The sequence below is a fragment of the Gordonia sp. NPDC062954 genome (assembly GCF_044543825.1).
GTDB lineage: Bacteria > Actinomycetota > Actinomycetes > Mycobacteriales > Mycobacteriaceae > Gordonia > Gordonia tangerina.
Genome location: NZ_JBITWL010000003.1, coordinates 155,317 through 178,717 on the forward strand (window position 1 = coordinate 155,317; position 23,401 = coordinate 178,717).

At 65.2% G+C, this 23,401-nt stretch carries 22 protein-coding genes; 16 read left to right on the plus strand and 6 right to left on the minus strand.

Annotated elements, in window-relative coordinates:
- The first annotated feature begins 70 nt into the window (after nucleotides 1–70).
- The 4 genes from rpsO (at nucleotide 71) to ACIGKQ_RS04865 (ending at nucleotide 5,401) form a co-directional block, all read left to right on the plus strand.
- Complete coding sequence (rpsO, locus tag ACIGKQ_RS04850; RefSeq protein WP_235722223.1) at nucleotides 71–340, plus strand: 30S ribosomal protein S15; 270 nt, start codon at nucleotides 71–73, stop codon at nucleotides 338–340.
- Between the two features lie 414 nt (nucleotides 341–754).
- The gene (locus ACIGKQ_RS04855; protein ID WP_235722222.1) at nucleotides 755–3,052 is read left to right on the plus strand and encodes a polyribonucleotide nucleotidyltransferase; all 2,298 of its coding nucleotides are present in this window, start codon (nucleotides 755–757) and stop codon (nucleotides 3,050–3,052) included.
- A 108-nt stretch (nucleotides 3,053–3,160) separates the two neighbouring features.
- Nucleotides 3,161–4,636 (plus strand): putative nucleotidyltransferase substrate binding domain-containing protein, encoded by a 1,476-nt coding sequence (locus tag ACIGKQ_RS04860; protein WP_396572549.1) that lies wholly within the window; start codon nucleotides 3,161–3,163, stop codon nucleotides 4,634–4,636.
- 6 nt (nucleotides 4,637–4,642) lie between these two features.
- Complete coding sequence (locus tag ACIGKQ_RS04865) at nucleotides 4,643–5,401, plus strand: NRDE family protein (protein ID WP_235722220.1); 759 nt, start codon at nucleotides 4,643–4,645, stop codon at nucleotides 5,399–5,401.
- Nucleotides 5,402–5,853: 452 nt separating this feature from the next.
- Here the strand turns inward: ACIGKQ_RS04865 and ald are convergent, their stop codons facing one another.
- Nucleotides 5,854–6,960: an alanine dehydrogenase gene (ald, locus tag ACIGKQ_RS04870; RefSeq protein ID WP_235722219.1), complete on the minus strand. Its 1,107-nt coding sequence runs from the start codon at nucleotides 6,958–6,960 to the stop codon at nucleotides 5,854–5,856.
- Between the two features lie 137 nt (nucleotides 6,961–7,097).
- Between ald and ACIGKQ_RS04875 the strand changes: the two genes are divergently transcribed.
- The 5 genes from ACIGKQ_RS04875 to ACIGKQ_RS04895 all read left to right on the plus strand — a co-directional run bounded on the left by ACIGKQ_RS04875 (nucleotide 7,098) and on the right by ACIGKQ_RS04895 (nucleotide 11,139).
- On the plus strand, nucleotides 7,098–7,586 hold the full coding sequence (locus tag ACIGKQ_RS04875) for an Lrp/AsnC family transcriptional regulator (RefSeq protein ID WP_235722218.1): 489 nt from the start codon (nucleotides 7,098–7,100) through the stop codon (nucleotides 7,584–7,586).
- Between the two features lie 89 nt (nucleotides 7,587–7,675).
- Entirely contained in the window at nucleotides 7,676–8,428 is a 753-nt protein-coding gene (gene dapB / locus ACIGKQ_RS04880; RefSeq protein WP_235722217.1) for a 4-hydroxy-tetrahydrodipicolinate reductase, read from the plus strand.
- Between the two features lie 11 nt (nucleotides 8,429–8,439).
- A complete protein-coding gene (locus ACIGKQ_RS04885) occupies nucleotides 8,440–8,916 on the plus strand; it encodes a hypothetical protein (protein WP_235722216.1) in 477 nt (158 codons plus the stop codon).
- A 47-nt stretch (nucleotides 8,917–8,963) separates the two neighbouring features.
- A complete protein-coding gene (locus tag ACIGKQ_RS04890) occupies nucleotides 8,964–9,365 on the plus strand; it encodes a flavodoxin family protein (protein WP_235722382.1) in 402 nt (133 codons plus the stop codon).
- Between the two features lie 226 nt (nucleotides 9,366–9,591).
- A complete protein-coding gene (locus tag ACIGKQ_RS04895) occupies nucleotides 9,592–11,139 on the plus strand; it encodes a DUF222 domain-containing protein (protein ID WP_235722215.1) in 1,548 nt (515 codons plus the stop codon).
- Here ACIGKQ_RS04895 and ACIGKQ_RS04900 read toward each other — a convergent pair.
- From ACIGKQ_RS04900 to ACIGKQ_RS04915, 4 genes are read right to left on the minus strand one after another with little or no spacing between them, the layout of a single operon-like run.
- On the minus strand, nucleotides 11,136–12,242 hold the full coding sequence (locus ACIGKQ_RS04900; protein WP_396572552.1) for a CaiB/BaiF CoA transferase family protein: 1,107 nt from the start codon (nucleotides 12,240–12,242) through the stop codon (nucleotides 11,136–11,138). The genes ACIGKQ_RS04895 and ACIGKQ_RS04900 overlap by 4 nt on opposite strands.
- Entirely contained in the window at nucleotides 12,239–12,886 is a 648-nt protein-coding gene (locus tag ACIGKQ_RS04905; protein WP_235722213.1) for a TetR/AcrR family transcriptional regulator, read from the minus strand. The genes ACIGKQ_RS04900 and ACIGKQ_RS04905 overlap by 4 nt, the downstream gene beginning before the upstream one ends.
- A gap of 5 nt (nucleotides 12,887–12,891) precedes the next feature.
- Nucleotides 12,892–14,493: a class I adenylate-forming enzyme family protein gene (locus tag ACIGKQ_RS04910; protein WP_235722212.1), complete on the minus strand. Its 1,602-nt coding sequence runs from the start codon at nucleotides 14,491–14,493 to the stop codon at nucleotides 12,892–12,894.
- On the minus strand, nucleotides 14,490–15,128 hold the full coding sequence (locus ACIGKQ_RS04915) for a nitroreductase family protein (RefSeq protein WP_235722211.1): 639 nt from the start codon (nucleotides 15,126–15,128) through the stop codon (nucleotides 14,490–14,492). The genes ACIGKQ_RS04910 and ACIGKQ_RS04915 overlap by 4 nt, the downstream gene beginning before the upstream one ends.
- Nucleotides 15,129–15,274: 146 nt before the next feature.
- Here ACIGKQ_RS04915 and ACIGKQ_RS04920 point away from each other — a divergent pair, with 146 nt between their 5' ends.
- From ACIGKQ_RS04920 to ACIGKQ_RS04935, 4 genes are read left to right on the plus strand one after another with little or no spacing between them, the layout of a single operon-like run.
- The gene (locus ACIGKQ_RS04920; protein WP_235722210.1) at nucleotides 15,275–17,233 is read left to right on the plus strand and encodes an NAD(P)/FAD-dependent oxidoreductase; all 1,959 of its coding nucleotides are present in this window, start codon (nucleotides 15,275–15,277) and stop codon (nucleotides 17,231–17,233) included.
- 10 nt (nucleotides 17,234–17,243) lie between these two features.
- Nucleotides 17,244–18,077, plus strand: a complete 834-nt coding sequence (locus ACIGKQ_RS04925) for a thymidylate synthase (protein WP_396572555.1) — start codon at nucleotides 17,244–17,246, stop codon at nucleotides 18,075–18,077.
- 1 nt (nucleotide 18,078) lies between these two features.
- Entirely contained in the window at nucleotides 18,079–18,588 is a 510-nt protein-coding gene (locus ACIGKQ_RS04930; RefSeq protein WP_235722208.1) for a dihydrofolate reductase, read from the plus strand.
- Nucleotides 18,585–19,808, plus strand: coding sequence for a winged helix-turn-helix domain-containing protein (locus tag ACIGKQ_RS04935; RefSeq protein WP_235722207.1), 1,224 nt, complete (start codon nucleotides 18,585–18,587; stop codon nucleotides 19,806–19,808). The genes ACIGKQ_RS04930 and ACIGKQ_RS04935 overlap by 4 nt, the downstream gene beginning before the upstream one ends.
- Before the next feature lie 3 nt (nucleotides 19,809–19,811).
- On the opposite strand, the gene ACIGKQ_RS04940 is transcribed toward ACIGKQ_RS04935, so the two are convergent.
- Nucleotides 19,812–20,825, minus strand: a complete 1,014-nt coding sequence (locus ACIGKQ_RS04940; protein ID WP_235722206.1) for an NADP-dependent oxidoreductase — start codon at nucleotides 20,823–20,825, stop codon at nucleotides 19,812–19,814.
- Between the two features lie 90 nt (nucleotides 20,826–20,915).
- Here ACIGKQ_RS04940 and ACIGKQ_RS04945 point away from each other — a divergent pair, with 90 nt between their 5' ends.
- The 3 genes from ACIGKQ_RS04945 to ACIGKQ_RS04955 all read left to right on the plus strand — a co-directional run bounded on the left by ACIGKQ_RS04945 (nucleotide 20,916) and on the right by ACIGKQ_RS04955 (nucleotide 23,384).
- Nucleotides 20,916–21,518: a TetR/AcrR family transcriptional regulator gene (locus tag ACIGKQ_RS04945; protein WP_235722205.1), complete on the plus strand. Its 603-nt coding sequence runs from the start codon at nucleotides 20,916–20,918 to the stop codon at nucleotides 21,516–21,518.
- A 96-nt stretch (nucleotides 21,519–21,614) separates the two neighbouring features.
- On the plus strand, nucleotides 21,615–22,376 hold the full coding sequence (locus ACIGKQ_RS04950) for an HAD-IIB family hydrolase (protein ID WP_235722204.1): 762 nt from the start codon (nucleotides 21,615–21,617) through the stop codon (nucleotides 22,374–22,376).
- A gap of 78 nt (nucleotides 22,377–22,454) precedes the next feature.
- Nucleotides 22,455–23,384, plus strand: a complete 930-nt coding sequence (locus ACIGKQ_RS04955) for a hypothetical protein (RefSeq protein WP_235722203.1) — start codon at nucleotides 22,455–22,457, stop codon at nucleotides 23,382–23,384.
- The last annotated feature ends 17 nt before the right edge of the window (nucleotides 23,385–23,401 follow it).

Here is a 23,401-nt window from a genome sequence, read left to right on the forward strand (position 1 = left end):
TGTCGTGGTACCTGGGTAGGTGTCCGGCGGTAACCGAAGAACGCGGGACTGAGAATCCAGGAGTATCTCCATGGCACTGACTGCCGCCGAAAAGAAGGACGTCCTCGCCGAGTACGGGCTGCACGAGACCGACACCGGTTCGCCCGAGGCGCAGGTCGCGTTGCTCACCAAGCGCATCACCGATCTGACCGAGCACCTCAAGACGCACAAGCACGATCACCACAGCCGTCGTGGTCTGCTGCTGCTGGTGGGTCGCCGTCGCCGTCTGTTGAAGTACGTCGCGAAGGTCGACATCAACCGCTACCGTTCGCTGATCGAGCGTCTGGGTCTGCGTCGCTGATCGACGATTCTCCGATGATCGGCCGCCTCCGCATCCCCGGGGGCGGCCGAGTCGTTTCTGCAGGCCAGCCCGTAATGATAGGCTGACCACTGATCGTTGCCGTGAAGTCCTGCTGGACGTGACACTCGAGCAGATCGGTCCTCGGTAGTGGCCGCCGGAACCTGTTCCGACCTGATTCCGGCCGCTTCGATCGAAGGCCGTCTGCGCTACTTCAGGATGCGCTTCGGATGCGCATCCGCACGACCGGCACTTCTCTCATGGCTCCGTTCCGGGTCGACTCTGCTGTCGCAGACGTCGCCACCTCTGTGGTGCACGCGCACCGCAGCGTGTGGTGGGTTCGGCGAAGAGCTGATCCGCATCCGACCAACCGGCCGCCGGTCACCGGTGGCTACACGAAGGGATTCTTCCGACCACATGTCAGATGTGACCACCCCCGGCGTCGACACCGACGCCGACTATGACGACTCGATCACCGAAGCGACCGCCGTCATCGACAACGGGAGCTTCGGCACCCGCACCATCCGTTTCGAGACCGGCCGCCTTGCCTTGCAGGCCGCCGGCTCCGTCACCGCCTACCTCGACGACGAGACCATGCTGCTCTCGACGACCGCGGCATCCAAGCAGCCGAAGGAACACTTCGACTTCTTCCCGCTGACCGTCGACGTCGAGGAGCGCATGTACGCCGCGGGCCGCATCCCCGGCTCGTTCTTCCGTCGCGAGGGACGCCCCTCCACCGACGCCATCCTGACCTGCCGCCTCATCGACCGTCCGCTGCGTCCGTCGTTCGTCGACGGCCTGCGCAACGAGATCCAGGTCGTCGTGACGGTCATGTCGCTCGATCCCAAGGACCTCTACGATGTCGTCGCGATCAACGCGGCATCGGCGTCCACCCAGCTCGCCGGACTGCCGTTCTCGGGGCCGGTCGGCGGCGTGCGCGTTGCGTTGATCCCGACCGAGGAGAACAAGGCCGGTCAGTGGGTTGCGTTCCCGACCGTCGAACAGCTCGAGGGTGCCGTGTTCGACATGGTCGTCGCGGGGCGGATCGTCTCCGGTGAAGGAGACAGCGCCGACGTCGCGATCATGATGGTCGAGGCGGAGGCCACCGAGAACGTCATCGACATCATCGCCGGTGGTGCGCAGGCACCGACCGAGGCGATTGTCGCCGAGGGACTCGAGGCCGCCAAGCCGTTCATCGCACGCCTCTGCGAGGCACAGAAGTCGCTCGCAGCCGAGGCGGCCAAGGAGACCGGCGAGTTCCCGCTGTTCCCGCCGTATGCGCAGGACGCCTACGACGCCGTCGCCGCCGCCGGTTCGGATCGTCTCTCGGAAATCCTCACCATCGCGGGCAAGCAGGAGCGCGACGACAAGACCGACGAGCTCAAGGCGGACATCCTCGCCCAGCTCGGCGAGCAGTTCGAGGGCCGCGAAAAGGAGATCGGTGCGGCCTACCGCTCGCTCACCAAGAAGCTGGTGCGTCAGCGCATCCTGACCGACCACTTCCGGATCGACGGCCGTGGCATCACCGACATCCGGTCGCTGTCGGCCGAGGTCGCGGTGATCCCGCGCGCACACGGTAGTGCCCTGTTCGAGCGCGGTGAGACCCAGATCCTGGGCGTGACCACCCTCGACATGGTCAAGATGGCGCAGCAGATCGACTCGCTCGGACCCGAGACGTCCAAGCGTTACATGCACCACTACAACTTCCCGCCGTATTCGACCGGTGAGACCGGTCGTGTCGGTTCGCCGAAGCGTCGCGAGATCGGCCACGGTGCCCTCGCCGAGCGTGCCCTGGTGCCGGTGATCCCGAGCGTCGAGGAGTTCCCCTACGCCATCCGTCAGGTCTCGGAGGCGTTGGGCTCCAACGGTTCCACCTCGATGGGTTCGGTTTGTGCGTCGACCATGGCGCTGCTGAACGCCGGCGTGCCGCTGAAGGCTCCGGTCGCCGGTATCGCGATGGGTCTGGTGTCCGACACCGTCGACGGCGAAACCCGCTATGTGGCGCTGACCGACATCCTCGGTGCCGAGGATGCCTTCGGCGACATGGACTTCAAGGTGGCCGGCACGAAGGATTTCGTGACCGCGCTGCAGCTCGACACCAAGCTCGACGGGATCCCGTCGAAGGTGCTTGCGGGTGCCCTCGGCCAGGCCAAGGACGCCCGGCTGACCATCCTCGACGTGATGGCCGAGGCCATCGACGAGCCGGACGAGATGAGCCCGTACGCACCGCGCATCACGACCATCAAGATCCCGATGGACAAGATCGGTGAGCTGATCGGCCCGAAGGGCAAGACGATCAACGGCATCACCGAGGACACCGGCGCCAACATCTCCATCGAGGATGACGGCACCGTGTTCATCGGTGCCTCCGACGGCGAGTCCGCGCAGGCCGCGATCGACAAGGTCAACTCCATCGCCAACCCGCAGCTGCCCAAGGTGGGCGAGCGGTTCCTGGGCACGGTCGTCAAGACCACCGCCTTCGGTGCGTTCGTGTCGCTGCTGCCGGGTCGCGACGGCCTGGTGCACATCTCGAAGCTCGGCAAGGGCAAGCGGATCAACAAGGTCGAGGACGTCGTCAACGTTGGCTCCAAGCTCCGTGTGGAGATCGCCGACATCGACGACCGCGGCAAGATCAGCCTGGTGCCGGTCGACGACGAGGCCAAGTCTGACGCCGCCACGAGCGACGAGAAGGCAGACGCCACCGCCGACGCCTGATCATCGGACACACAGCGTGACCCGTCACCCGATTGCGGGTGGCGGGTCACGCGCGTCTCACGGCTAATCTGAGCAATGAGATTCGTCGAGTCAGGGAGGGAATACGCCGTGTCCGATCCGGATCGCGCATCGGGCAACAAGCTCACCGTCGCACGTCGACGCGATCGAAGTGGTTCCGGCCCGGGAATCGTCGACGATCTGCTGGTCACCCGGCCGGTCATCGGTTCAGCAGACATGCCCGTTCGTGAGGCAGCGGCGTTGATGACCGAGCGAGGCCAGGATCATCTTGTGATCCCGCTGACCGGAGGCACGTACGGATTGCTCACCGACGCCGACATTCGGGCCGGGGTCGTCGCGGTCGGTCGAGACATCGACACGCCAGTCGGTGAACTGGTCGCCGGGCCGGTTCCGGTGGTGCCTCAGGGCACCGCTGCGGTGGACGCGCTCACCGTGTTGTTCGACCGCGATCTGACGGCCATGCCGGTGGTGGATCCCGCCGGCGCAGTGGTCGGGGTGGTGGCCGCGGTCGACTTCATCGCGGCCCCGGCAGGACCGGGAATGTCACTGCGTGCGCAGGTGTCCCGGGCAGGCAATATCGGCGATCTGACGGCCCGTGCACGTCGTATCCCGTATCTGATGGCCGACATGGTGCGACGGGAACAACCCGTTCACGAGGTGACCGCGATCGGCGCGCTGATCCACGACGCCGTGGTCCGGCGGGCGCTGGACCTGGTACTCGAGCGGCACCCGGAACTCGACCCCGGCGCGCTCACCTGGCTGTCCTTGGGCAGCAACGCCCGGCGTGAGCCGGTTCTCACCTCCGACATCGACTCCGCCGTGGCACTCGACGACGCCGTCCCCGATGAGCAGATCGATTCCTACCGACTCGCATTCGGTGAGGTCAACGAGGTACTCCTGGGTGCAGGGCGCCGGATCGACGAGAACGGTGCCATCGCATCCAAGCCCTTGTTTGCTCGCACCCGGTCGCAGTGGCGATCTGCTGCGCAGGGCTGGGTGCAGGCGCCGCTGGAGAACAAGGGCATGATCTTCACCTCCTTGCTGCTGGACAGTCGGCCGATCTGGGGAGAGTTGGGCGCAGACGCGCTCGGTGGGTTGTTCGCCGAGCTCCGCAACCATCCCGGCACAGTGGGATTGCTGCTGGCCGAAGCATTGTCGTACAAGGCCCGGTTGCGGTCTATGCGCGATGTGTTGACCCGTCGGGCAGATACCTTCGAGATCAAGGAGCACGCTCTCACCCCGCTGGTGAACATTGCGCGTTGGGCGGCGCTCAGCGTGGGAGCCACCGAACTCGACACCCGTGCGCGGCTGCGTGCGGCGGCAGGCAGCACGATGCTCAGCGAAGCGCAGGCGTCCGAACTCGTCGAGGTGTTCGACGTGCTGCAACGGGTGCGCCTCACCTACCAGGTGGCGCAGTTCGATCGTGGCGAGCCGGTGGGCGACACCCTGGACATGAAACGACTCTCGCCGCTCGATCGCAGCCTCGTTGCGCAGGCGGTTCGCGAGATCGCCGGTGTACAGCGCAAGATGACCAACATGAGCCACTATCTACCGGTCGCCGACTGAGCTGTCATGTGCCTGATCCTGTTCGGCTGGAACGTCCTGCCCGACACGCCACTGGTGGTCGCGGCCAACCGGGACGAGTTCCACGCGCGACGCACCCGGGCGTTGTCGCGATGGCCGGACGCACCGATCATCGGAGGTCGTGACGGGGAGGCGGGCGGCACCTGGATGGGCGTCAACGCCGAGACCCCTTCCCGCGTGGCCATGGTCACCAATGTTCGCGACGGGATACCCGCTACCGGTCCGAGATCGCGTGGGGAACTGCCGGTGCAGTTCCTGCTTGGTGCGATGAGCCCGGGAGAGTTCGCCGGCGAACTCCTCACCCGTGCACAGGATTATGCGCCGGTGAACGTGTTGATCGGCGATTCCGAGGAGTTCTGGTGGGCGACGAACTGGCCGCGGCCCCGGCTACAGCAGGTTCCCGACGGCGTTCACGGATTGTCCAACGGTTTGCTCGACAGTCACTGGCCCAAGGTCGACCGTGGGCGGGATGCGTTGTCGGAGTTACTGCTCGATGATCCGGAGTCCGTCGATCCGTATCTCGAGTTGCTTGCCGACCGCCATCGCCCGGCCGACGACGCTCTGCCCAGCACAGGAGTGCCAATCGAGCGCGAACGTGACCTCTCGCCGATGTTCATCGACGTGCGCGGCTACGGCACGCGCGCGTCGACCGTGTTGCGAGTGGGCGCCGATGGCCACGGCGACATCACCGAGCGGCGGTTCACCTACCGTGCACGCCGACGCGGGACCACGACGATCCGCTTCTGAGGCATCCCGATTCGGCGCCATCCGATTACTGCTGCCCGAGGTCGCTGCAACAAATCGCTGGTCGAGTGTCGAACGTCGGTGCACAATTCGCTGGTCGGGTGTTGAACGTCGGTGCACAATTCGCTGGTCGGGTGTTGAACGTCGGTGGCGCCGATTCGCTGGTCGGGTGTTAAACGTCGGCGGCGCCGATTCGCTGGTCGAGTGTTAAACGTCGGCGGCGCCGATTCGCTGGTCGAGTAGCGGGCGAGCCGCTAGGCGAGCCCGCGTATCGAGACCAGGTTACTTGCGGGACAAGTGGTCTCGATACGTCCCTCGCCTAGCGGCTCGTGACTACTCGACCATCGACGGGCGGGTCTGTTGGCTGACGGCGGGGTGGCCGAGGCGACCGCCGACGGGTGGGTCCGTTGGCCAACGGCGGGGTGGCCGACGCGATCGCCGGCCACCGCCGGATGTCAGAACGGCGATGCGGCAACCGGCAGGTCCAGCGCTGCGCCCACCTCGGGCGTGAACAGCTTGCCGTTGTGGGTGCTGAGTCCCGATGCCAACGCGGGGTCGTCGGAGCATGCCTGTTCCCACCCTTTGTCGGCCAGACGCAGCACGTGCGGCAGCGTTGCGCCGGTAAGCGCCAGGGTGGAGGTGCGCGCGACTGTGCCCGGCATGTTCGCGACGCAGTAGAAGACGGCGTCGTGGACGGTGAAGGTCGGGTCGTCGTGCGTGGTGGGTCGTGAGTCTTCGAAGCACCCGCCCTGATCGATCGCGATGTCGACGAGCACGGCACCTGCCTTCATCTCGGCGACCAGGCTGTTGGAGACCAGCACGGGGGCCTTCGCGCCGGGCACGAGCACGGCACCGATGACGAGGTCGGCCTCACGGACCGCCTCGGCCAGTGCCAGCGCGGTGCTGTACCGGGTGTGCACCCGACCGGCGAAGCGCGCGTCGATCGCGCGGAGCTTGGCGATGTCCACGTCGAACACAGTGACCTGAGCACCCATACCCACGGCGATGGTCGCGGCATTGACACCGCTGACGCCACCGCCGATCACGACGACATTCGCCGGCTCGGTGCCGGGCACGCCGCCCATCAGGACACCTCGGCCACCTTCCGAGCGCATCAGATGGTAGGCACCCACCTGCGGTGCCAGTCGCCCGGCGACCTCACTCATCGGGGCGAGCAGCGGCAACGAACCGTCGGCGGCGCGCACGGTCTCATAGGCGATTGACGTCGTCTTCGACTCCAGCAGTGCTTCGGTGCACGGACGGCTGGCGGCGAGGTGCAGGTAGGTGAACAGTGTCTGGCCCTCGCGGAGCAGAGGGTACTCGGCAGCGATCGGTTCCTTGACCTTGAGCAGCAGGTCGGCCTGTTCCCACACCTGTTCGGCGGTCGACAGGATCTGGGCTCCGGCTTCTTTGAAGTCGTTGTCGTGGATGGACGAGCCTTCGCCCGCGCCGGCCTGGATCACCACGTCGTGACCGCGATTGTGCAGCTCGGCCACGCCTGCCGGGGTGATGGCGACGCGGTACTCGTTGTTCTTGATTTCGGTGGGGATGCCGACGCGCATGGGGATCTCCTGGTCAGTGGTGGGGCGCGATCTGGTGTGTCATCAGAGTGAAGGAACGTCGGAAATGACACAACATCTGTGCAGATAATTCTCTATGGTGGGTTAATATCGTCAATTCTCCGAAATGAGGTCAGGTGATGGTGGCCCAGCCGAAGGATGTTCGATCCGGTGATCCGCAGCTCGACGACATCGACCGCACCCTGCTGCGTCTGTTGCAGACCGACGCCCGGATGCCCAACAGCGAACTCGCGGTGCGCGCGGGTATCGCGGCGTCCACCTGCCACGGTCGACTGCGGCGGCTCGTCGATCTCGGTGTGATTCGCGGGTTCTTCGCCGATGTGGATCCCGCCGCGGTCGGACGGCCCCTACGCGCGATGGTGGCGGTCAGTCTGCAATCCGACGCACGCGGCGAGATCCGTCACTTCGTCGGTGAGATCGAGCGCCATGACGAGGTGATCGACGTCTTCTTCCTCGCGGGTACCGACGACTACCTGCTCCATGTGGCCACCGCGGACACCGAGGCGCTGCGGCAGTTCGTCGAGATGCTCAACTCGCGCCGGGAGGTCGCCGGCACCACGACATCGCTGGTGTTCGAACACCGTCGTGGCGGAGCTCCGATCTTCTGACGCTCCACCAGGCGGGGACGGTGACGGACGCCGGTCGGGCAGGCGGCGACAACTACACTGACAGGTCGACGGACGATGAGAGGGAAGAGATGGCGAGCGGAATCCGGGTCGGGGTCCTTGGTAGTGCCGGCAAGGTGGGGCAGGCGATCGTCGCGGCGGTCGAGTCCGCCGATGATCTGACGTATACCGTCGGCGTGGACAAGGGTGAGTCCTTGGATGCCTTCACCGCGGCTGACACGTCCGTGGTCGTCGATTTCACGCACCCGAGCGCAGTGATGGGAAACCTGGAGTTCCTGATCAACAACGGGATTCACGCAGTGGTGGGCACCACCGGATTCACCGAAGAACGCCTCGATCAGGTGCGCGGCTGGCTCGGCGACAATCCGGGAGTCGGCGTGCTCATCGCACCGAACTTCGCGATCGGTGCCGTGCTGTCGATGCGCTTCGCGGCTCAAGCGGCACGGTTCTACGACTCGGTCGAGGTCATCGAACTACACCACCCGCACAAGGCCGACGCGCCGTCGGGGACTGCGTATCGCACAGCGAAGCTGATCGGTGAGGCCCGGCAGAAGGCCGGTCTGGGGCCGAGCCCCGACGCCACCACCGAGGAACTCGAGGGTGCCCGTGGCGGAGTAGTCGACGATGTGCATGTACATGCGGTCCGCCTGGCCGGTCTCGTCGCCCATCAGGAGGTGCTGCTCGGCACCGAGGGGGAGACGCTCACCATCCGACACGACTCGATGGACCGGTCGTCCTTCGCACCCGGAGTCTTGCTCGGCGTGCGGGAGGTCGGTAAGCGTCCAGGGCTCACCGTGGGGCTGGAAGAACTGATGGATCTCTAGGGCGAATAGTCATGGCAGCCGACCCCGCCCGCCGCGACGCGCGACCCATTGTCTGGATGATCGGGTTCCTCGTCATCGCACTTGTCGTGTACTTCGTGATCCTCGGTCAGCGTGGATTCGACCTCATCTCGTCGGGCACCGTCGCCGGCATCGGCGTGGGTATCGGTGTGCTGATCCTGCCGTTCATCGGTGCATGGCTGATCTTCGCCACCTTGCGTGCCGGTATCGAACACCAGAAGTTGGCGCGGATCATGGCCGCGGAGGGCCGTGAACTCGACGTCAGCGATCTCCCACGGCGTCCGTCCGGTCGAATCGAACGGGACGCCGCCGACGACCTGTTCGCGCAGATCAAACAGGAATGGGAGGCCGATCCCACCGACTGGCACAGCACGTATCGGATCGCCCGCGCCTACGACTACGCCGGCGACCGCGGCCGGGCGCGCGAGATGATGAAACGTGCTGTCGCGCAATATAAGGGGGAAGAGTGACCACGCTGCTGATCGTCCATCACACCCCGTCGCCGCATTGCCAGGAGATGTTCGAGGCCGTCGTCTCCGGTGCCACCGATCCTGGGATCGAAGGTGTGGAAGTCATTCGGCGAGCGGCACTCTCGGTTACTGCGGCCGACATGCTGGCAGCTGACGGATACATTCTCGGTACCCCGGCGAATCTCGGCTATATGAGTGGTGCGCTCAAGCACGCTTTCGACACCTGCTACTACCAGATCCTCGACTCCACCAAGGGGCGACCGTTCGGGTGCTACCTGCATGGCAACCAGGGGACCGAGGGCGCCGAGAAGGCTATCGAGTCGATCACCACCGGACTTGGCTGGGTGAAGTCAGCCGAGACCGTCGTGGTGTCGGAGAAGCCCACCAAGGATGACCGTGAGGCGTGCTGGGAGCTGGGTGGCACGATCGCAGCGCAGCTGATGGTGTGATGTCGTGATATCGCCAGTCGGAAACAGGGCTTGAAAGTGTTCCTGACCTGTGGTGACCAAATCTTGTCGGTGCTGTGTCGTAGCTTGGTTGCAGCAGGATGAGTTGATGCGAAACGGGTGGGCGCGAACTCGCTGAATCCGGTCTCGGGGCCGGGTTGATCACGGTGGGTGGCATATCGAAGAAGATCCTGCATCGGGTAGTTGTCGAGTCCGTGAGGGGTCTTTCGTGTCGTCCGTGTTGTCCTCGCCGTCGCCGTGGCCGCAGTTGCCGCGTGACTTTCTCGGTGGTGTGGATGCGGCCTACCCGGATGAGGACCCGACCAACGACTTGCTGTTGGGGATGGCCGAGCTTGACCGCGGCCGTGCCTATCTCGCGTACGCCGAATATCGTTCGGTGGCCGTGCTTTACGACCGGATGGTCGCTGCGCGTGAAGACACCGACGGTTTCGTGGTGGATGGCTTCGCGGGCGCTGCGGCACGTATCGCCAAGCTACGCGGAACGTCTCGTGGCGCCGCGGAAACACTGCTCAATGATGCGGTCGCGTTGCGGGACCGGTTGCCGGAGGTGTCGGAATGTTTGCGTGACGGCGTGATCGGGCCGTGGCACGCGCAGAAGGCGGTCAGCCGTACCGACCTGCTGGCCGAATCATCAGCGGCACCGCTCGTGGATGCCGACATCGCCCGAACACTACGCACCAAACGCGGGACGTGGAGCAAAGCCAGGTTCCGCGACATGATAGACCGCATCGTGTTTCGTCATGACCCCGACGCGGTGCGTGAACGTCGACAGCAGGCCCTTGATGACCGCCGGATGTGGACCCACCCGCGCGAGGACGGCACCGCCGAGATCACCGGGGTGATGTCGGCGGAGAACGTACGCATCGCCGCCGCCGCGGTCGCCGCATTGGCCGACAGTGTGTGTGAACACGATCCGCGCACCAAGCCGCAACGACAATCCGATGCGATGTTCTGCCTGCTGTCGGGCACCGCGTTCGAATGCGACTGCGGTAGTGACGACTGCACCGCGGTCATCCCGGAGCCCGGGGTGGTGCCGCCGGTGGACTGCAAGGCCGTCCTCCACGTCGTCGCCGACGAGGCCACCGTGAAAGGGATGGCGAACCATGCCGGTTTCATGGATGGCCATGGTGTGATCTCGGGCGAGCATGTGCGCGACATCGCCGCGCGTGCGGACACCAGGGTCTCCTATCTGGTGCCGCCCACGATCGAACCGGAGCCCGATGGCACGTTCACGTTGCCGGCGCATCTGCCGTCGGATCCGTATCGGCCGTCGGCGGCGTTGGACACCTTCATCCGGCTGCGCGATGGCTATTGCACCGAACCGGGATGCCTGACCTCGGCGTGGCGTGGCGACCTCGACCATGTCGATGAGTACGACCACGCCTGTCCGCACAACGGTGGGCAGACCACTGAGGTCGGGTTGAACGCGAAATGTCGTCCCGGGCACTTGTTGAAGACCTTCGGCGACTGGGTCGATGATCAGTGGCGTGATGCCGACGGGCGGCTGGTCACCGAATACATCACCCCCGAAGGCCTGGTGTTGCCCGGCGAAGCCGAAACCCAGGAAGATCTGTTCCCTGGGCTGCGCCGTATCCGGTTCACCGCACCCGCGCAGGCTCCACCCCCACACACCGGCTCCACGATCGAACGCAGCACCCGCGTCAACACACGGGTGGCGAACAAACACGCCCGCAGACGCGCCGAACGCGCCCGAAACCGCAAACGCGTCACCGACGCCGGCCCGCCGCCGTTCTAGCGCCGACCTCCCGCAGGCGGCTGCCACTCGTCCAGCACCGCTGTCACATCCGTGTTTGTCGCGGCCTGCGGCGTCCCCGACACAGAGCGAGAGAACCGCGGTGCCGGCGCCGGCTGCGTCATGCCCTCGACCTCGACGTAACTCTCGCGCTGCACCGCATACGGATGCTTCGCGGCCTCGTCGAAGTCGAGAACCGGTGTGACACAGGCGTCGACGCTGCCGAATACCGTTTCCCATTCGGCGCGGGTTCGGGAGGCGAAGCGCGCGGCCAGTGTCTGCGTGAGTTCCGACCACCGCGCACGATCCCACCGGTCCGGCGGATCGTGCACCTCGAGGGTATCGATCAGGCGCTGCCAGAAGACGTCTTCCAGAGCGCCGACTGCCATGTATCCGCCGTCCGCGCAGGCGTACGTGGTGTAGAACGGTGCGGACCCGTCGAGCAGATTGCCCTCGGCCCGATCCACCCAGCGGCCCGCGGCTTTCCACGACCACTGCAATGCACCGAGGACACCCGCGCCGTCGGTCATGGCCACATCGATGACCTGACCTCGACTGGAAGTCTGCCGCTCATGCAGTGCCGCAAGTACTCCGACAACCAGGAACATCGAACCGCCGCCGAAGTCGGCCACCAGCGACAGCGGCGGAAGCGGTGGGCGGTCGGCCGGCCCCATCGCATCCAGGAGCCCGGTGACGGCCAGGTAGTTGATGTCGTGGCCAGCGGCCGCCGCATATGAGCCGGACTGCCCCCAGCCGGTCATCCGCGCATAGATCAACTGCGGCGCAACCGCCAACAAATCGTCGGGACCCAGACCCAGCCGTTCCATCACACCCGGCCGATACCCTTCGACAAGCACATCCGCTGCGCCGATCAACTCCCGCACCAGTGAAATGTCATCGGCGTTCTTGAGGTCGGCCTCGACGACCCGCCGGCCCCGCCACATTCCCGCGTCGGCATCGGCGACACCATCCGGGGCGGTCGACCCGCCGGGCCGTCGGATCTGAACGACGTCGGCGCCGAGATCGGCCAGCATCATGCATGAGTGTGGGGTCGGTCCGAGTCCCATCATCTCAACGACGCGCACACCACTCAACGGTCCGCTCATCGCACGGATCCGTCGTGATGCAAGATGCCCCGGATCGCGAAATCAACATAGTCGGCGACGAGCTGGTCGACGTCCTGGTCGTCGCGCAGCCACCAGCTGATGCCGTTCATCAGATCGAGCACCGCGATCGCCGACTGTCCGGCATCACGAACCTCGAATTGGCCGGCGCGGGCGCCGGCAGCGATCACGTCGCGCACCCGGCGCTGGTAGTACTTGCGGTAGTCGGTGACCACCACCCGGTGTTCGGGTGACAATGCCGACAGTTCCCGCAGACTCACCAGATGCTCCACACGATGTGTGGCGAGATGACGCACATGGACCTCGATCAACGCGGTCAGACGTTGTGCGGGTGAGCCCTCCGCGTCGAGGACCAGCAGATGCTCCTGCGGGTCCTTGGTCATCTGCAACGCGATGGCGTACAGGATCTCCTCTTTCGAATGAAAGTGGTTGTACAGACTCGCACCCTTGATCCCGACCGCCTGCGCGATGTCGCGCATTCCGGCGTTGCTGTAGCCGTGTTCGGCGAAATACTCGGCGGCGGCCGTGACGATCTCGTCCCGACGCACCCGGGTGCGTGTGCCACGCGCGGGTACCGGTGCGTCGGCCTCGTCGAGCGACGGCGCCGGATCGGCACCCGAATCCATGCCCATCAACCCTTTCCGAACTGTCTGCGCAGCTCCCGCTTGAGCAATTTCCCCTGCGGATCGGTGGGCAACTCAGACACGAGGTGCACTGTCTTGGGGATCTTGTAGGAAGCCAGATCGTTTCGACAGTACTGCCGAAGATCGTCAGCGGTGGTGCTCGCCCCGTCCTGCAACACAATGAACGCGGTGACTGCCTCAGACCAGTAGTCGTCGGGCAGACCGACGACAGCCGCACGCAGAACGTCAGGATGGCCCTGCAGTGTTCGCTCGACCTCCTGCGACGACACGTTGAATCCGCCTGTCTTGATCATGTCCTTGCGACGATCGCGGAAGAAGAGGTTGCCATCGTCATCGACCCGGACAATGTCGCCGGTGTGCACCCAACCGTCGGCCAGCGCGTCGGCGGTGCGTTCGGGGTCCTTGTGGTAGCCGAGCATCACCGATGGCGTCCGGCACAGCAGTTCGCCCTCCACGGAGTCGTCGCCGTTGGCGTCCACCACGCGGATCTCCAGGTGGCCCACCGGCTTCCCGATCCAGGTCGGGTCGTTGTCGGGCACATCTTCGAGCCGCTTGAACCAGCCAACCGAACCCAACTGGGTGAGTTCGGACTGACCCCAGTAGGTGCCCCACACCGATTCGGGTGTCGCATCTGCCCACGCGTCGATGGCGAACGGCGACACCTGACCGCCGTAGGTGAGGCAGCGACGCACGGTCCCGACGGTATGCGGACCGAATTCCTCGTGGTTCGCCAGTGCGATGAAGAACGTCGGTGTCTGCGCGAGCACCGAGATGGACTCGTCGCGAATCAGTCTCAGTGACGTTCCGGGATCCACCGATGCGGGCAGTACCAGGGTGGCGCCGAGTAGCGTCAGCGAAGTCAGCGAACCGATCCCTGCGATCGTGTGGAACGGCATCACGTAGAGCCACACGTCGTCGGGAAGGCAACGCAGCCCCCATGTGTAGGCCGGCGCGGTGGAGATGAGGTAGTTACGATGCGCGATCTCCACACCCTTCGGTGTGGATTCGGTGCCGGATGTGTAGACGATCATGGCGAGATCGTGCTCGTCGACGTCGGCGACCGGCTCGTCATCAGGGGAGTCGGCCAGCACGGCGTCAAAGGTCGGCCAGGTCGTCGCGGGTGCATCGCCCACGACGATCACCCGTGAATCGGCGTGTTCGGCGACAGGTCCGGCCACCGTCGCGTGCTCGGCGGCGACCACGAGTACGGCAGGTCTGAGGTGATTGACCTGCTGCGCGATCTCACGTTCACCGAACAGCGCGCTGATGCCCGAGTAGTACGCGCCGATCTTGAGTGCCCCGTAGTAGGCGATCACCGACTCCACACGGTTACGGCTCATCACCGCGACCCCGTCGCCGCGCCCGACGCCCAGGTTCGTGAGTGCGTTCGCGAAGCGGTTGGCCCGCCTGTTCAGCTCGCCGTAGGTCGTGACATGCCGGGAACCGTCGGCGGAGTAGGCGATGATTGCCGGCTTTCTTCCCTGCGTCTGCGCGAGTCGGCGAAGTTGGTCACCGATCGTCGCCCGACCGAGCGGGGACGTCTGTACCTTCGATAGCCCGCGCACCGGTTCCCGCGTGGGCGCGCTCATGCGAACATCGGGGTGTCGAACCGGTCCAGGAAGGCGATTTCCTCGACTGGCGTCCGAGTGAGCTTGCGCGGGAAACCATCCCGTGGATATCCCACGGCGATGTGCGCGGCGGTGATGTAGCCGTCCGGGATGTTGAGCAGTTCCTTGACGGCCGGTTCCTCGGCGCACAGAAGGGTGGTCAGTGCCGATGCGACGCCCTGCTCACGCAGGGCGAGAGTCAGGTTCTGGACTGTCGGATAAATCGACGCCCCGCCGACCACGGAGAGGCGTCCGAGCTCATGATCGGTCGGATGCAGACCTTCGGCCTCCGCGCACACGACGATCATCACCGGCACATCGGCCAGATTGTGTGCGAAATTGTTGGCCGACTGCACCGTCGCGGGCACTGCGCCCACCGCCTTGCTGCCCTCGATCACCGCCGCGTAGTAACCCTCCCAGTAGGGGAGATAGAGCTCCGCGAGCCGCTTCTTGGTCTCCGCGTCACGCACGGCCACCCACCGCACCGGCTGTCGGTTGCCACCCTGCGGGCCGAACCTGGCGTTGTCGAACGCCTGGTACAGCACCTCGTCGGAGACGTACTCGTCGCTGAAGTAGCGGCACGTCCCGGTCGACCGCATTGCGTCACTGAGTTCCATCCGCAGCTCTCCTTGTCTTGATTGCACTAACCGCAGTTAGCATGATGCGGATCACACTGACACGGCGATACTGGTGGTGTCAAGGTGTCTGTTTGCGCAAATCCTCATGCTTGACGGGATTAAACTAACCATGGTTAGTATTGCTTATGTCGAGTGTCACCGAACGCAGTCTTGCTCCTGTCGACGTCGCCCGTCTGCGCGACGCGACCCGCGCCGGCAATATCCCCACCCTGATCGCCACGTTGGTCGAGCTGACCGGGGACAGCCGGTGGCTGACCGAGAGATACCGACCCAGCAGGCCACGCGGGATGGACGACAATCGGACAGGTGGACTGGCACCGGAGGTGCGTGACGAGATCTGCGATGCCGTGGTCGAGGCAGTGTGTCGGTGGCACACAGCCGGGAGCCCGCCGCGTCGGCAGATGAGTGGGGACGAGATCGCTGCCGTCTTGGATTTCACCGCCGGCGAATCGGTCCCGCATGAGTTCAGTCCGATGATGGCGGAGATCGTCGGCGGGACAACGGAACCTCGAGTCTCGGCGGAGCCGCTTGATACGAGTCAGCTGACGGCCATCGTGATCGGGGCGGGTGTCGCCGGAATGCTGATGTCGGTACAACTGGCGGCGGCCGGGGTCGAGCACATCGTGCTGGAGAAGAACGACGAAGTGGGTGGCTCGTGGTGGGAGAACCGCTACCCGGGCGCCGGTGTGGACACGCCGAGCTACCTCTACTCGATCTCGTCATTCGAACATCACTGGTCGACGCACTTCGGTAAGCGTGACGAGGTGCAGGGCTACCTGGCCGCCTACGCGGATGAGCATCGCCTGCGCAGCCGAATCCGCTTCGGAGTGGAGGTCGAATCGGCCGCCTACGACCCCGCCGCCCAGCAGTGGGCGGTGCGAACCCGTGATCGCGACGGCGTGTGCGAAACACTGGAGGCACGGCTGGTGATCAGCGCTGTGGGTTTGCTCAACCGTCCCAAGATCCCCGCACTGCCGGGGATGGACGACTTCGCGGGCCGGATCTTCCACTCGGCGCAGTGGCCGACCGAGCTCGACGAACCCGGCGCGTTGACCGGCAAGCGGGTGGCAATTGTCGGCTCCGGTGCCAGTGCCATGCAGATCGGACCGGCAATCGTCGACGACGTGGAGTCGTTGACGGTGTTCCAACGTTCACCGCAGTGGATCGCCCCCAACGACGACTACTTCGCCCCGGTGGGTGACGACGTGCACTGGTTGATGGATCACGTTCCGGGATATCGGGAATGGTATCGGGCACGGTTGTCATGGATCTTCAACGACAAGGTGCACCCAACGCTGCAGGTGGACCCGGACTGGCCGGAGGCGACTGCGTCGATCAACGCGGCCAACCACGGGCATCGCGGCTTCTACCTTCGTTATCTGCGTGAGCAGCTCGGTGACCGGGAGGATCTCATTGAGCTCTCGACGCCGGATTACCCGCCCTTCGGCAAACGCATGCTGCTCGACAACGGCTGGTACTCGATGTTGCGCCGCGACAATGTCGACCTCATACCGCGCGCGGTTGAGAAGGTGACGCGGACCGGAGTCATCGACGCCGACGGCAGTGCCCGGGATTTCGACATCATCGTATTGGCCACCGGTTTCCACAGCGATCGGTTCCTGTACCCGATGGATGTGCGGGGCCGCAGTGGTCGCTCCACGGTCGAGGTGTGGGGCGAGAATGACGCCTTCGCCTACCTCGGCATCACGGCGCCCGACTTCCCCAACCTGTTCGTGCTGACCGGACCCAACACGGCACTCGGTCATGGCGGAAGCTTCATCAGCATCCTCGAATATCAGGTCCGCTACGTGGCCGACGCGATCGCGCTGATGGCCCGTGAACGACTCGGTGCCCTGGAAGTGCGCCATGACGTGACCGCCGACTACAACAGGGCCGTCGATGAGGCGCATGCCCGGATGGTGTGGACCCACCCGGCGATGACCAACTGGTACCGCAATGACGACGGTCGGGTGGTGGCCGTGTTGCCGTGGCGGATCATCGACTACTGGCGTATGACCAGGTCGGTCGAGCCGGCCGACTTCGTGCGCGAGCCGATCGTCCGGTTGCCGTACCGACCGTCCTAGACTGGACGGCGTGAGTACGGCCATCCGAGACATCACGCCGGCGGGGGGCGTCCCGACCCCCTACGAGGATCTGTTGCGCCTGGTCCTCGAGACGGGGACGCCGAAGGCCGATCGCACCGGAACCGGGACGCGCAGCCTGTTCGGGCATCAGCTGCGCTATGACCTCACCGAGGGCTTCCCGCTGATCACCACCAAGAAGGTGCACCTGAAGTCCATCATCTACGAGTTGCTGTGGTTTCTGCGCGGAGATTCCAACGCCCGGTGGTTGCAGGAGCGTGGCGTGAGCATCTGGGATGAGTGGGCCGACGCGGACGGCGATCTCGGGCCGGTCTACGGCGTCCAGTGGCGTAGCTGGCCCACCCCGTCGGGTGAGCACATCGATCAGATCGGGGCGGCGCTGGAACTCCTCAAGACGAACCCCGATTCGCGGCGCAACATCGTGTCCGCCTGGAATGTCGGGGAGATCCCGCAGATGGCGTTGCCGCCGTGTCACGCGTTCTTCCAGTTCTACGTCGCCGACGGCAAGTTGTCCTGTCAGCTCTACCAGCGCAGTGCCGACCTCTTCCTCGGCGTACCGTTCAACATCGCGTCGTATGCGCTGCTCACCCACATGATGGCCCAGCAGGCCGATCTCGAGGTCGGCGACTTCGTGTGGACCGGCGGCGACTGCCACATCTACGACAATCACGTCGAACAGGTGCAGTTGCAGCTGTCCCGGGACCCCTATCCCTATCCGAGGCTCGAACTTCGACGAGCCGCGACGATCTCCGACTACGACTTCGACGACATCGCGGTCGTCGGCTATGAGTCCCACCCGGGAATCAAAGCGCCGGTGGCGGTCTGAGATGGCCACCACCATCACCCTGTTGTGGGCGCAGGACCGCAGCGGCGCTATCGGCCGGGCCAACACCATTCCCTGGCATGTGCCGGAGGACATGCGGCGGTTCCGCGAGCTGACCGGTACCCATCCGGTGGTGATGGGACGCAAGACCTGGGAGTCGCTGCCGGACCGTTTTCGACCATTGCCCAATCGTCGCAACGTGGTCATCACCCGATCGGCCGCGTTGGACGCCGCCGGCGCAGAGATCGTGCACACCCTCGACGACGCCCTCGAACTCATCACAGGGCCTGTCACGGTCATCGGTGGCGGTCAGATCTATGAGGTCGCGATGACCAGCGCGACACATCTGCGGGTCACCGAGATCGACATGCTGGTGGAGTCGGCGGACACCTTCGCGCCCGAAATCGACCCGTACGTGTGGGACACATCGGACACAGGGGAGTGGCAGACGTCGTCGACCGGAACCCGGTATCGATTCGTCGATTACGTCAGACATGCGCTCGTGCGCGGATGACTCGCGCACTCTCAATCCATCAGGCACGTCGGATCGCGCTGGCAGCGCAGGGTTTCACCGATCGGTTGCCGACGGTCGCGCCGACCCTGGCACATCTGCGACGCGTCGTGGGGCGCACTCGTTTGCTCCAGATGGACTCGGTCAACATCGCGGTCCGCGCGCACTACATGCCGCTGTTCAGTCGCTTGGGTGTCTACGACATGCAGTTGTTGGATCGGGCAGCGTGGCGTCCGCGTCACCGATCGCGCGTGCTGGCGGAGTACTGGGCGCATGAGGCGGCACTGATACCGATCGAGGACTGGCCGTTGTTCGGTTGGCGCAGAGATGAATTCCGTGACGGACGATATCGGTACACCCGCGAGGTGATGCGCAACAACCGCGAACTCGCCTGCGATGTGCACGATGTCATCGCCGAATGCGGGCCCAGTACCCCGAAACAGATCGAGGATCATCTCGGAATCGAGCGTGTCCCGGGTCAGCCCGGCGGTTGGTGGCATCGCGGCGACGTGAAACACGTCTGCGAGGCCATGTTCGCCGCCGGAGACCTGTCTGCGGTGCGCAACGAGAACTTCGCGCGCCATTACGATCTCGCCGAACGGGTCATCGGTGCCGGGGTCACCGCACGTGTCGACCGTGCCGACGCACACCGTGAACTCACCGCACAGGCCGGGCGTGCACTCGGTGTCGCGACCATCGCCGATCTCGCCGACTACTACCGGACCAAGACCGCCGACGTCCGGCCCGCCGTGGATGACCTGGTGGACTCGGGTGTGCTGACGCCGGTGGCGGTGGCAGGCTGGCGCGACACCGCCTACCTTCACGCCGACGCCCGCATCCCGCGCCGCGTCGAACGCTCGGCGATCCTGTCACCCTTCGATCCGCTCATCTTCTACCGGCCGCGCACCGAGCGGCTTTTCGACTTCCACTATCGCATCGAGATCTACGTGCCCGAGCACAAACGTGTCCACGGCTATTACGTGCTGCCGTACCTGATGGATGACGACATCGTCGCGCGTGTCGATCTCAAGGCGGACCGTCGAGAGCGGACGCTGCGCGTGCTCGGCGCATTCCTCGAGGACGAACGCCCCAGAACCGTTGTCGCCGAACGTCTCGCGGATGACCTTCGAAACATGGCCGGGTGGCTGGGCCTCGACGACGTGGTCGTCGGCGGACGCGGCGATCTCGCCGGCGCGTTGCGCGCCGAGATCGCTCGCGCCTGACGGTCAGGACGTGCGCACGACCATCTTTCCGGTGTTCTCCCCGCGCATGAGACCGAGGAAGGCGTCCACCGCGTTGTCGATGCCCGTCACCACTGTCTCGTCATGCACGATCTTGCCGTCGGCGAACCAGCCGCTCATCTCCCGGTTGAACTCGCCGGCCTGGTCGAAGTGGTTGCCGATGGTGAAGCCACGCAACGTCAATCCGCGGGTGATGATGTTGGCCATGTTCGATGGCCCCGGCGTGCGGCTGGTGGCGTTGTACTGTGCGATCGCGCCACAGAGGGCGGCGCGGCCACCGTCGTTGAACGAGTCGAGCGCCGCCTCGAGGTGGTCGCCGCCGACGTTGTCGAAGTACACGTCGATCCCGTCGGGCGCAGCATCGCGCAGCTGTCGACGCACCGGACCGTCCTTGTAGTTGAACGCGGCGTCATACCCGTATCGGTCGGTCAGCAGTGCCACCTTCTCTGCCGACCCGGCCGAGCCGATGACGCGGTGTGCGCCTTTGAGGCGGGCGATCTGTGCGGCGGCGGTGCCCACCGCGCCCGCTGCGCCCGAGATGAACACGGTGTCGCCGGGCTGCATCGATGCGATCGTCAACAGACCCACGTAGGCGGTCAGCCCCGTCATGCCCAACACACCGAGATAGATCGACGACGCTGCACCCGTGGGGGGTTCGGGTAGCGCGCGGAACTCACCCGCATCCGCCTGAGTGACGTCGCGCCAGCCGAGCATGTGGCTGACGAGTGTGCCGACGGGCAGGTCGTCGACCGTCGTGGCGACGACGCGACCCACCGCGCCGCCCGTCATCGTCTCGTCGAGCTGGAACGGCGGGATGTAGCTGCGGGTGTCGATCATCCGCCCACGCATGTACGGGTCGACCGAGATGAACTCGTTGGCGACCCGGACCTGGCCTGCCGCGAGGTCGCCGTACTCGACGGTGACAGTGCTGAAGTCCTTGGGTTCGGGCCAGCCGGTCGGTCGGTTGACGAGTTGGATCTGGGTGCTGGTCACGGTCATCGGAACCTCCCGCTGAGTTGGCAATTGTGAACTGCTCGGTCCAGAATAGAGATCGAGTCGCCGAAACGACAACCGAGCGAGGGAGTGGGTATGGGTCGCCACCCGGGCTATGACGCCGCAAACGTGATCTCCCGAGCGCGGAATCTGTTCTGGCGAAACGGTTTCGACAAGGTCTCGGTGACCGATGTCGAACGCGCGACGGGGCTGTCGCGGTCGAGCGTCTACCATGCGTTCGGCAGCATGCGGGGCTTGTTCGACGCCGCAGTTCTCGATTACCTCGATACCGTCGTCCGGCCGCGCCTGCGTGGTCTCACCGGCGACCGGGTGTCGCCGCATGCGCTCCAGGACTACCTCCGCGACCTCGGTGTGGCGATCGAACAGCGCGCCGACTCCGACGAACCGACCGGATGCCTGCTATTGGGGACGGCGGCGACGTCGCTGGGTGACGACTCGGCCGTGCGCGAAGTGATCGCCGCGTACCACCGTGAACTGCTCGATGCGGTGTTGGCCGGGGCCCGCGCAGCGGATTCGTCGGCGCCTGAGCGTGTTGTCGAGGCACGCGCTCGATCGGTGGCGGGGGCGGTGATCGCGGCGAACGTGCTCGCGCGAGTGGACACCGAGTCGGCACTCGCGCTGCTCGAAGCGACTGCGAGGTCGGCAGTGGTGGCGCCGGATGCGGCCGATGTGAGGTGATCTCGGTCCACCCGTTCGTGCGTGGCCGGCCGGACAATGACATGCTGCTGTCGACACGTTCGTGCCGACTGGCGTCGGCGACCGGAAAGGCAGACGATGACGGTTTCGTACCAGGGCAAGGACTATTCGCTGGTCATGTTCGACCTCGACGACACCCTGGCGCCGTCCAAGAGTCCGCTGCCAGATGAGATGGCCGCCGTGCTGGCCCGGATGCTCGACGACACCATGGGCTGTGTCATCTCCGGTGGGCGGTTCACGCAGTTCGAAAAGCAGGTGATCGCGCGGCTCGGGGAGTTTGCGGGAGCCGGCAACCTACACCTGATGCCCACCTGCGGAACCCAGTACGTCCGCTGGTCGGGCGCCGGGTGGGAGACGGTCTACGCGGAGTACCTCACCGACGACGAGAAGCAGCGCACCCTCAATGTCCTCGAAACCGGGGCGCAAGAACTCGGTCTGTGGGAGACCGAGACCTGGGGCCCGATCCTGGAGGACCGCGGTAGCCAGATAACTTTCAGCGCACTCGGACAGACCGCGCCGGTCGACGCGAAGGCCGCCTGGGATCCCGACGGTGCGAAGAAGGAGTCGCTGCGCGCCTACGCAGCGCAGCGGCTGCCCGACCTCGAGGTGCGTAGCGGCGGTTCAACATCGGTCGATGTCACCAAGAAAGGCATCGACAAGGCCTACGGCGCTCGCAAACTCATGGACATCCTGGAGCTGGGCATCGACGACATCCTCTTCTTCGGCGATCGCCTGGACGAGGGCGGCAACGATCGGCCGGTCCAGGATCTCGGTATCACCTCGATCGCCGTGGACGGGTGGCGCGACACCCATGAAAAGCTGTCGGCGATCGTCGGCTGAACGATCTAATAACCCTGAATTCCACGAATCGCAGGCTGCCGCCCGGGCGAGAATCCATCGAAAGACGATGGGAGCGCCATGTCACAGTCGGATGCGTTGCCGCCTGAGGCGATCGAACCCTACCTGGCACACGGGCGACGGTTGGCTCAGGATTTGCTCCATCCGCCGGAACTCAACGTGAAGGCGGCTCTTCACGAGGAACCGAAGGGCACCCTGATCGCGGAGGGGGATTCGTGGTTCGACTACCCCGGTGCGGATGTAGTGCGCTGCCTGCGTGAGATGAACTGGGACGTCAGGTCAGTGGCCCGCTTCGGGCACGATGTCGAGGCCATGGCATTCGAAGCCTGGCAACTCGAGGGGTTACGGCGAGAGTGTGAGCGGCTGGCGCGGAGTTCAGGACTTGGTATCGACGGTCCCGGGGATTCGGATGTGAGGCCGGGGCCGACAGCGTTCCTGATCTCGGGCGGCGGAAACGATATCGCTGGCCCGGAGTTCGCAATGCTGTTGGAGCATGCGCGTTCCCCCGGCGGTGCCCGCGCCGCGACCGAGGTCATGGATCATGTGCTGGGGGTGCGCATTCGGAACGCCGTGCTCTCGTTGACAGGCAGCATTCAGGAGTTCTCGCAGCGCTACTTCAGACGGGACGACATCCCGATCTTCATTCATGGTTATGGCAATGCGCGGCCGACAGGAAGGGCGTTCAAGGGTATCGGGCTGCTTCCCGGCCCGTGGCTGGCGCCCGCATTCGAGCGGAAGGGGCTCGATCGCGACCGGGACATCGAAGCGATGACACTAATCGTCTCCCAGGTCATCGGTCACTACAACGCGGTGCTCGCGCAGCTGGCGCGGAGCGTCCCGGTGTTGCACTACGTCGATGTGCGCCCGGTGCTTGCGAACAGCGCGGACGACTACCGTTCTGACTGGCAGGACGAGATGCACCCGTCGGCTGCGGCATTCTCGAGGATTGCGGAGCTACTCGACAGCAGTATCGACAGCGTTGTTCGCTGAGGTCGAGCAGGAGCAGG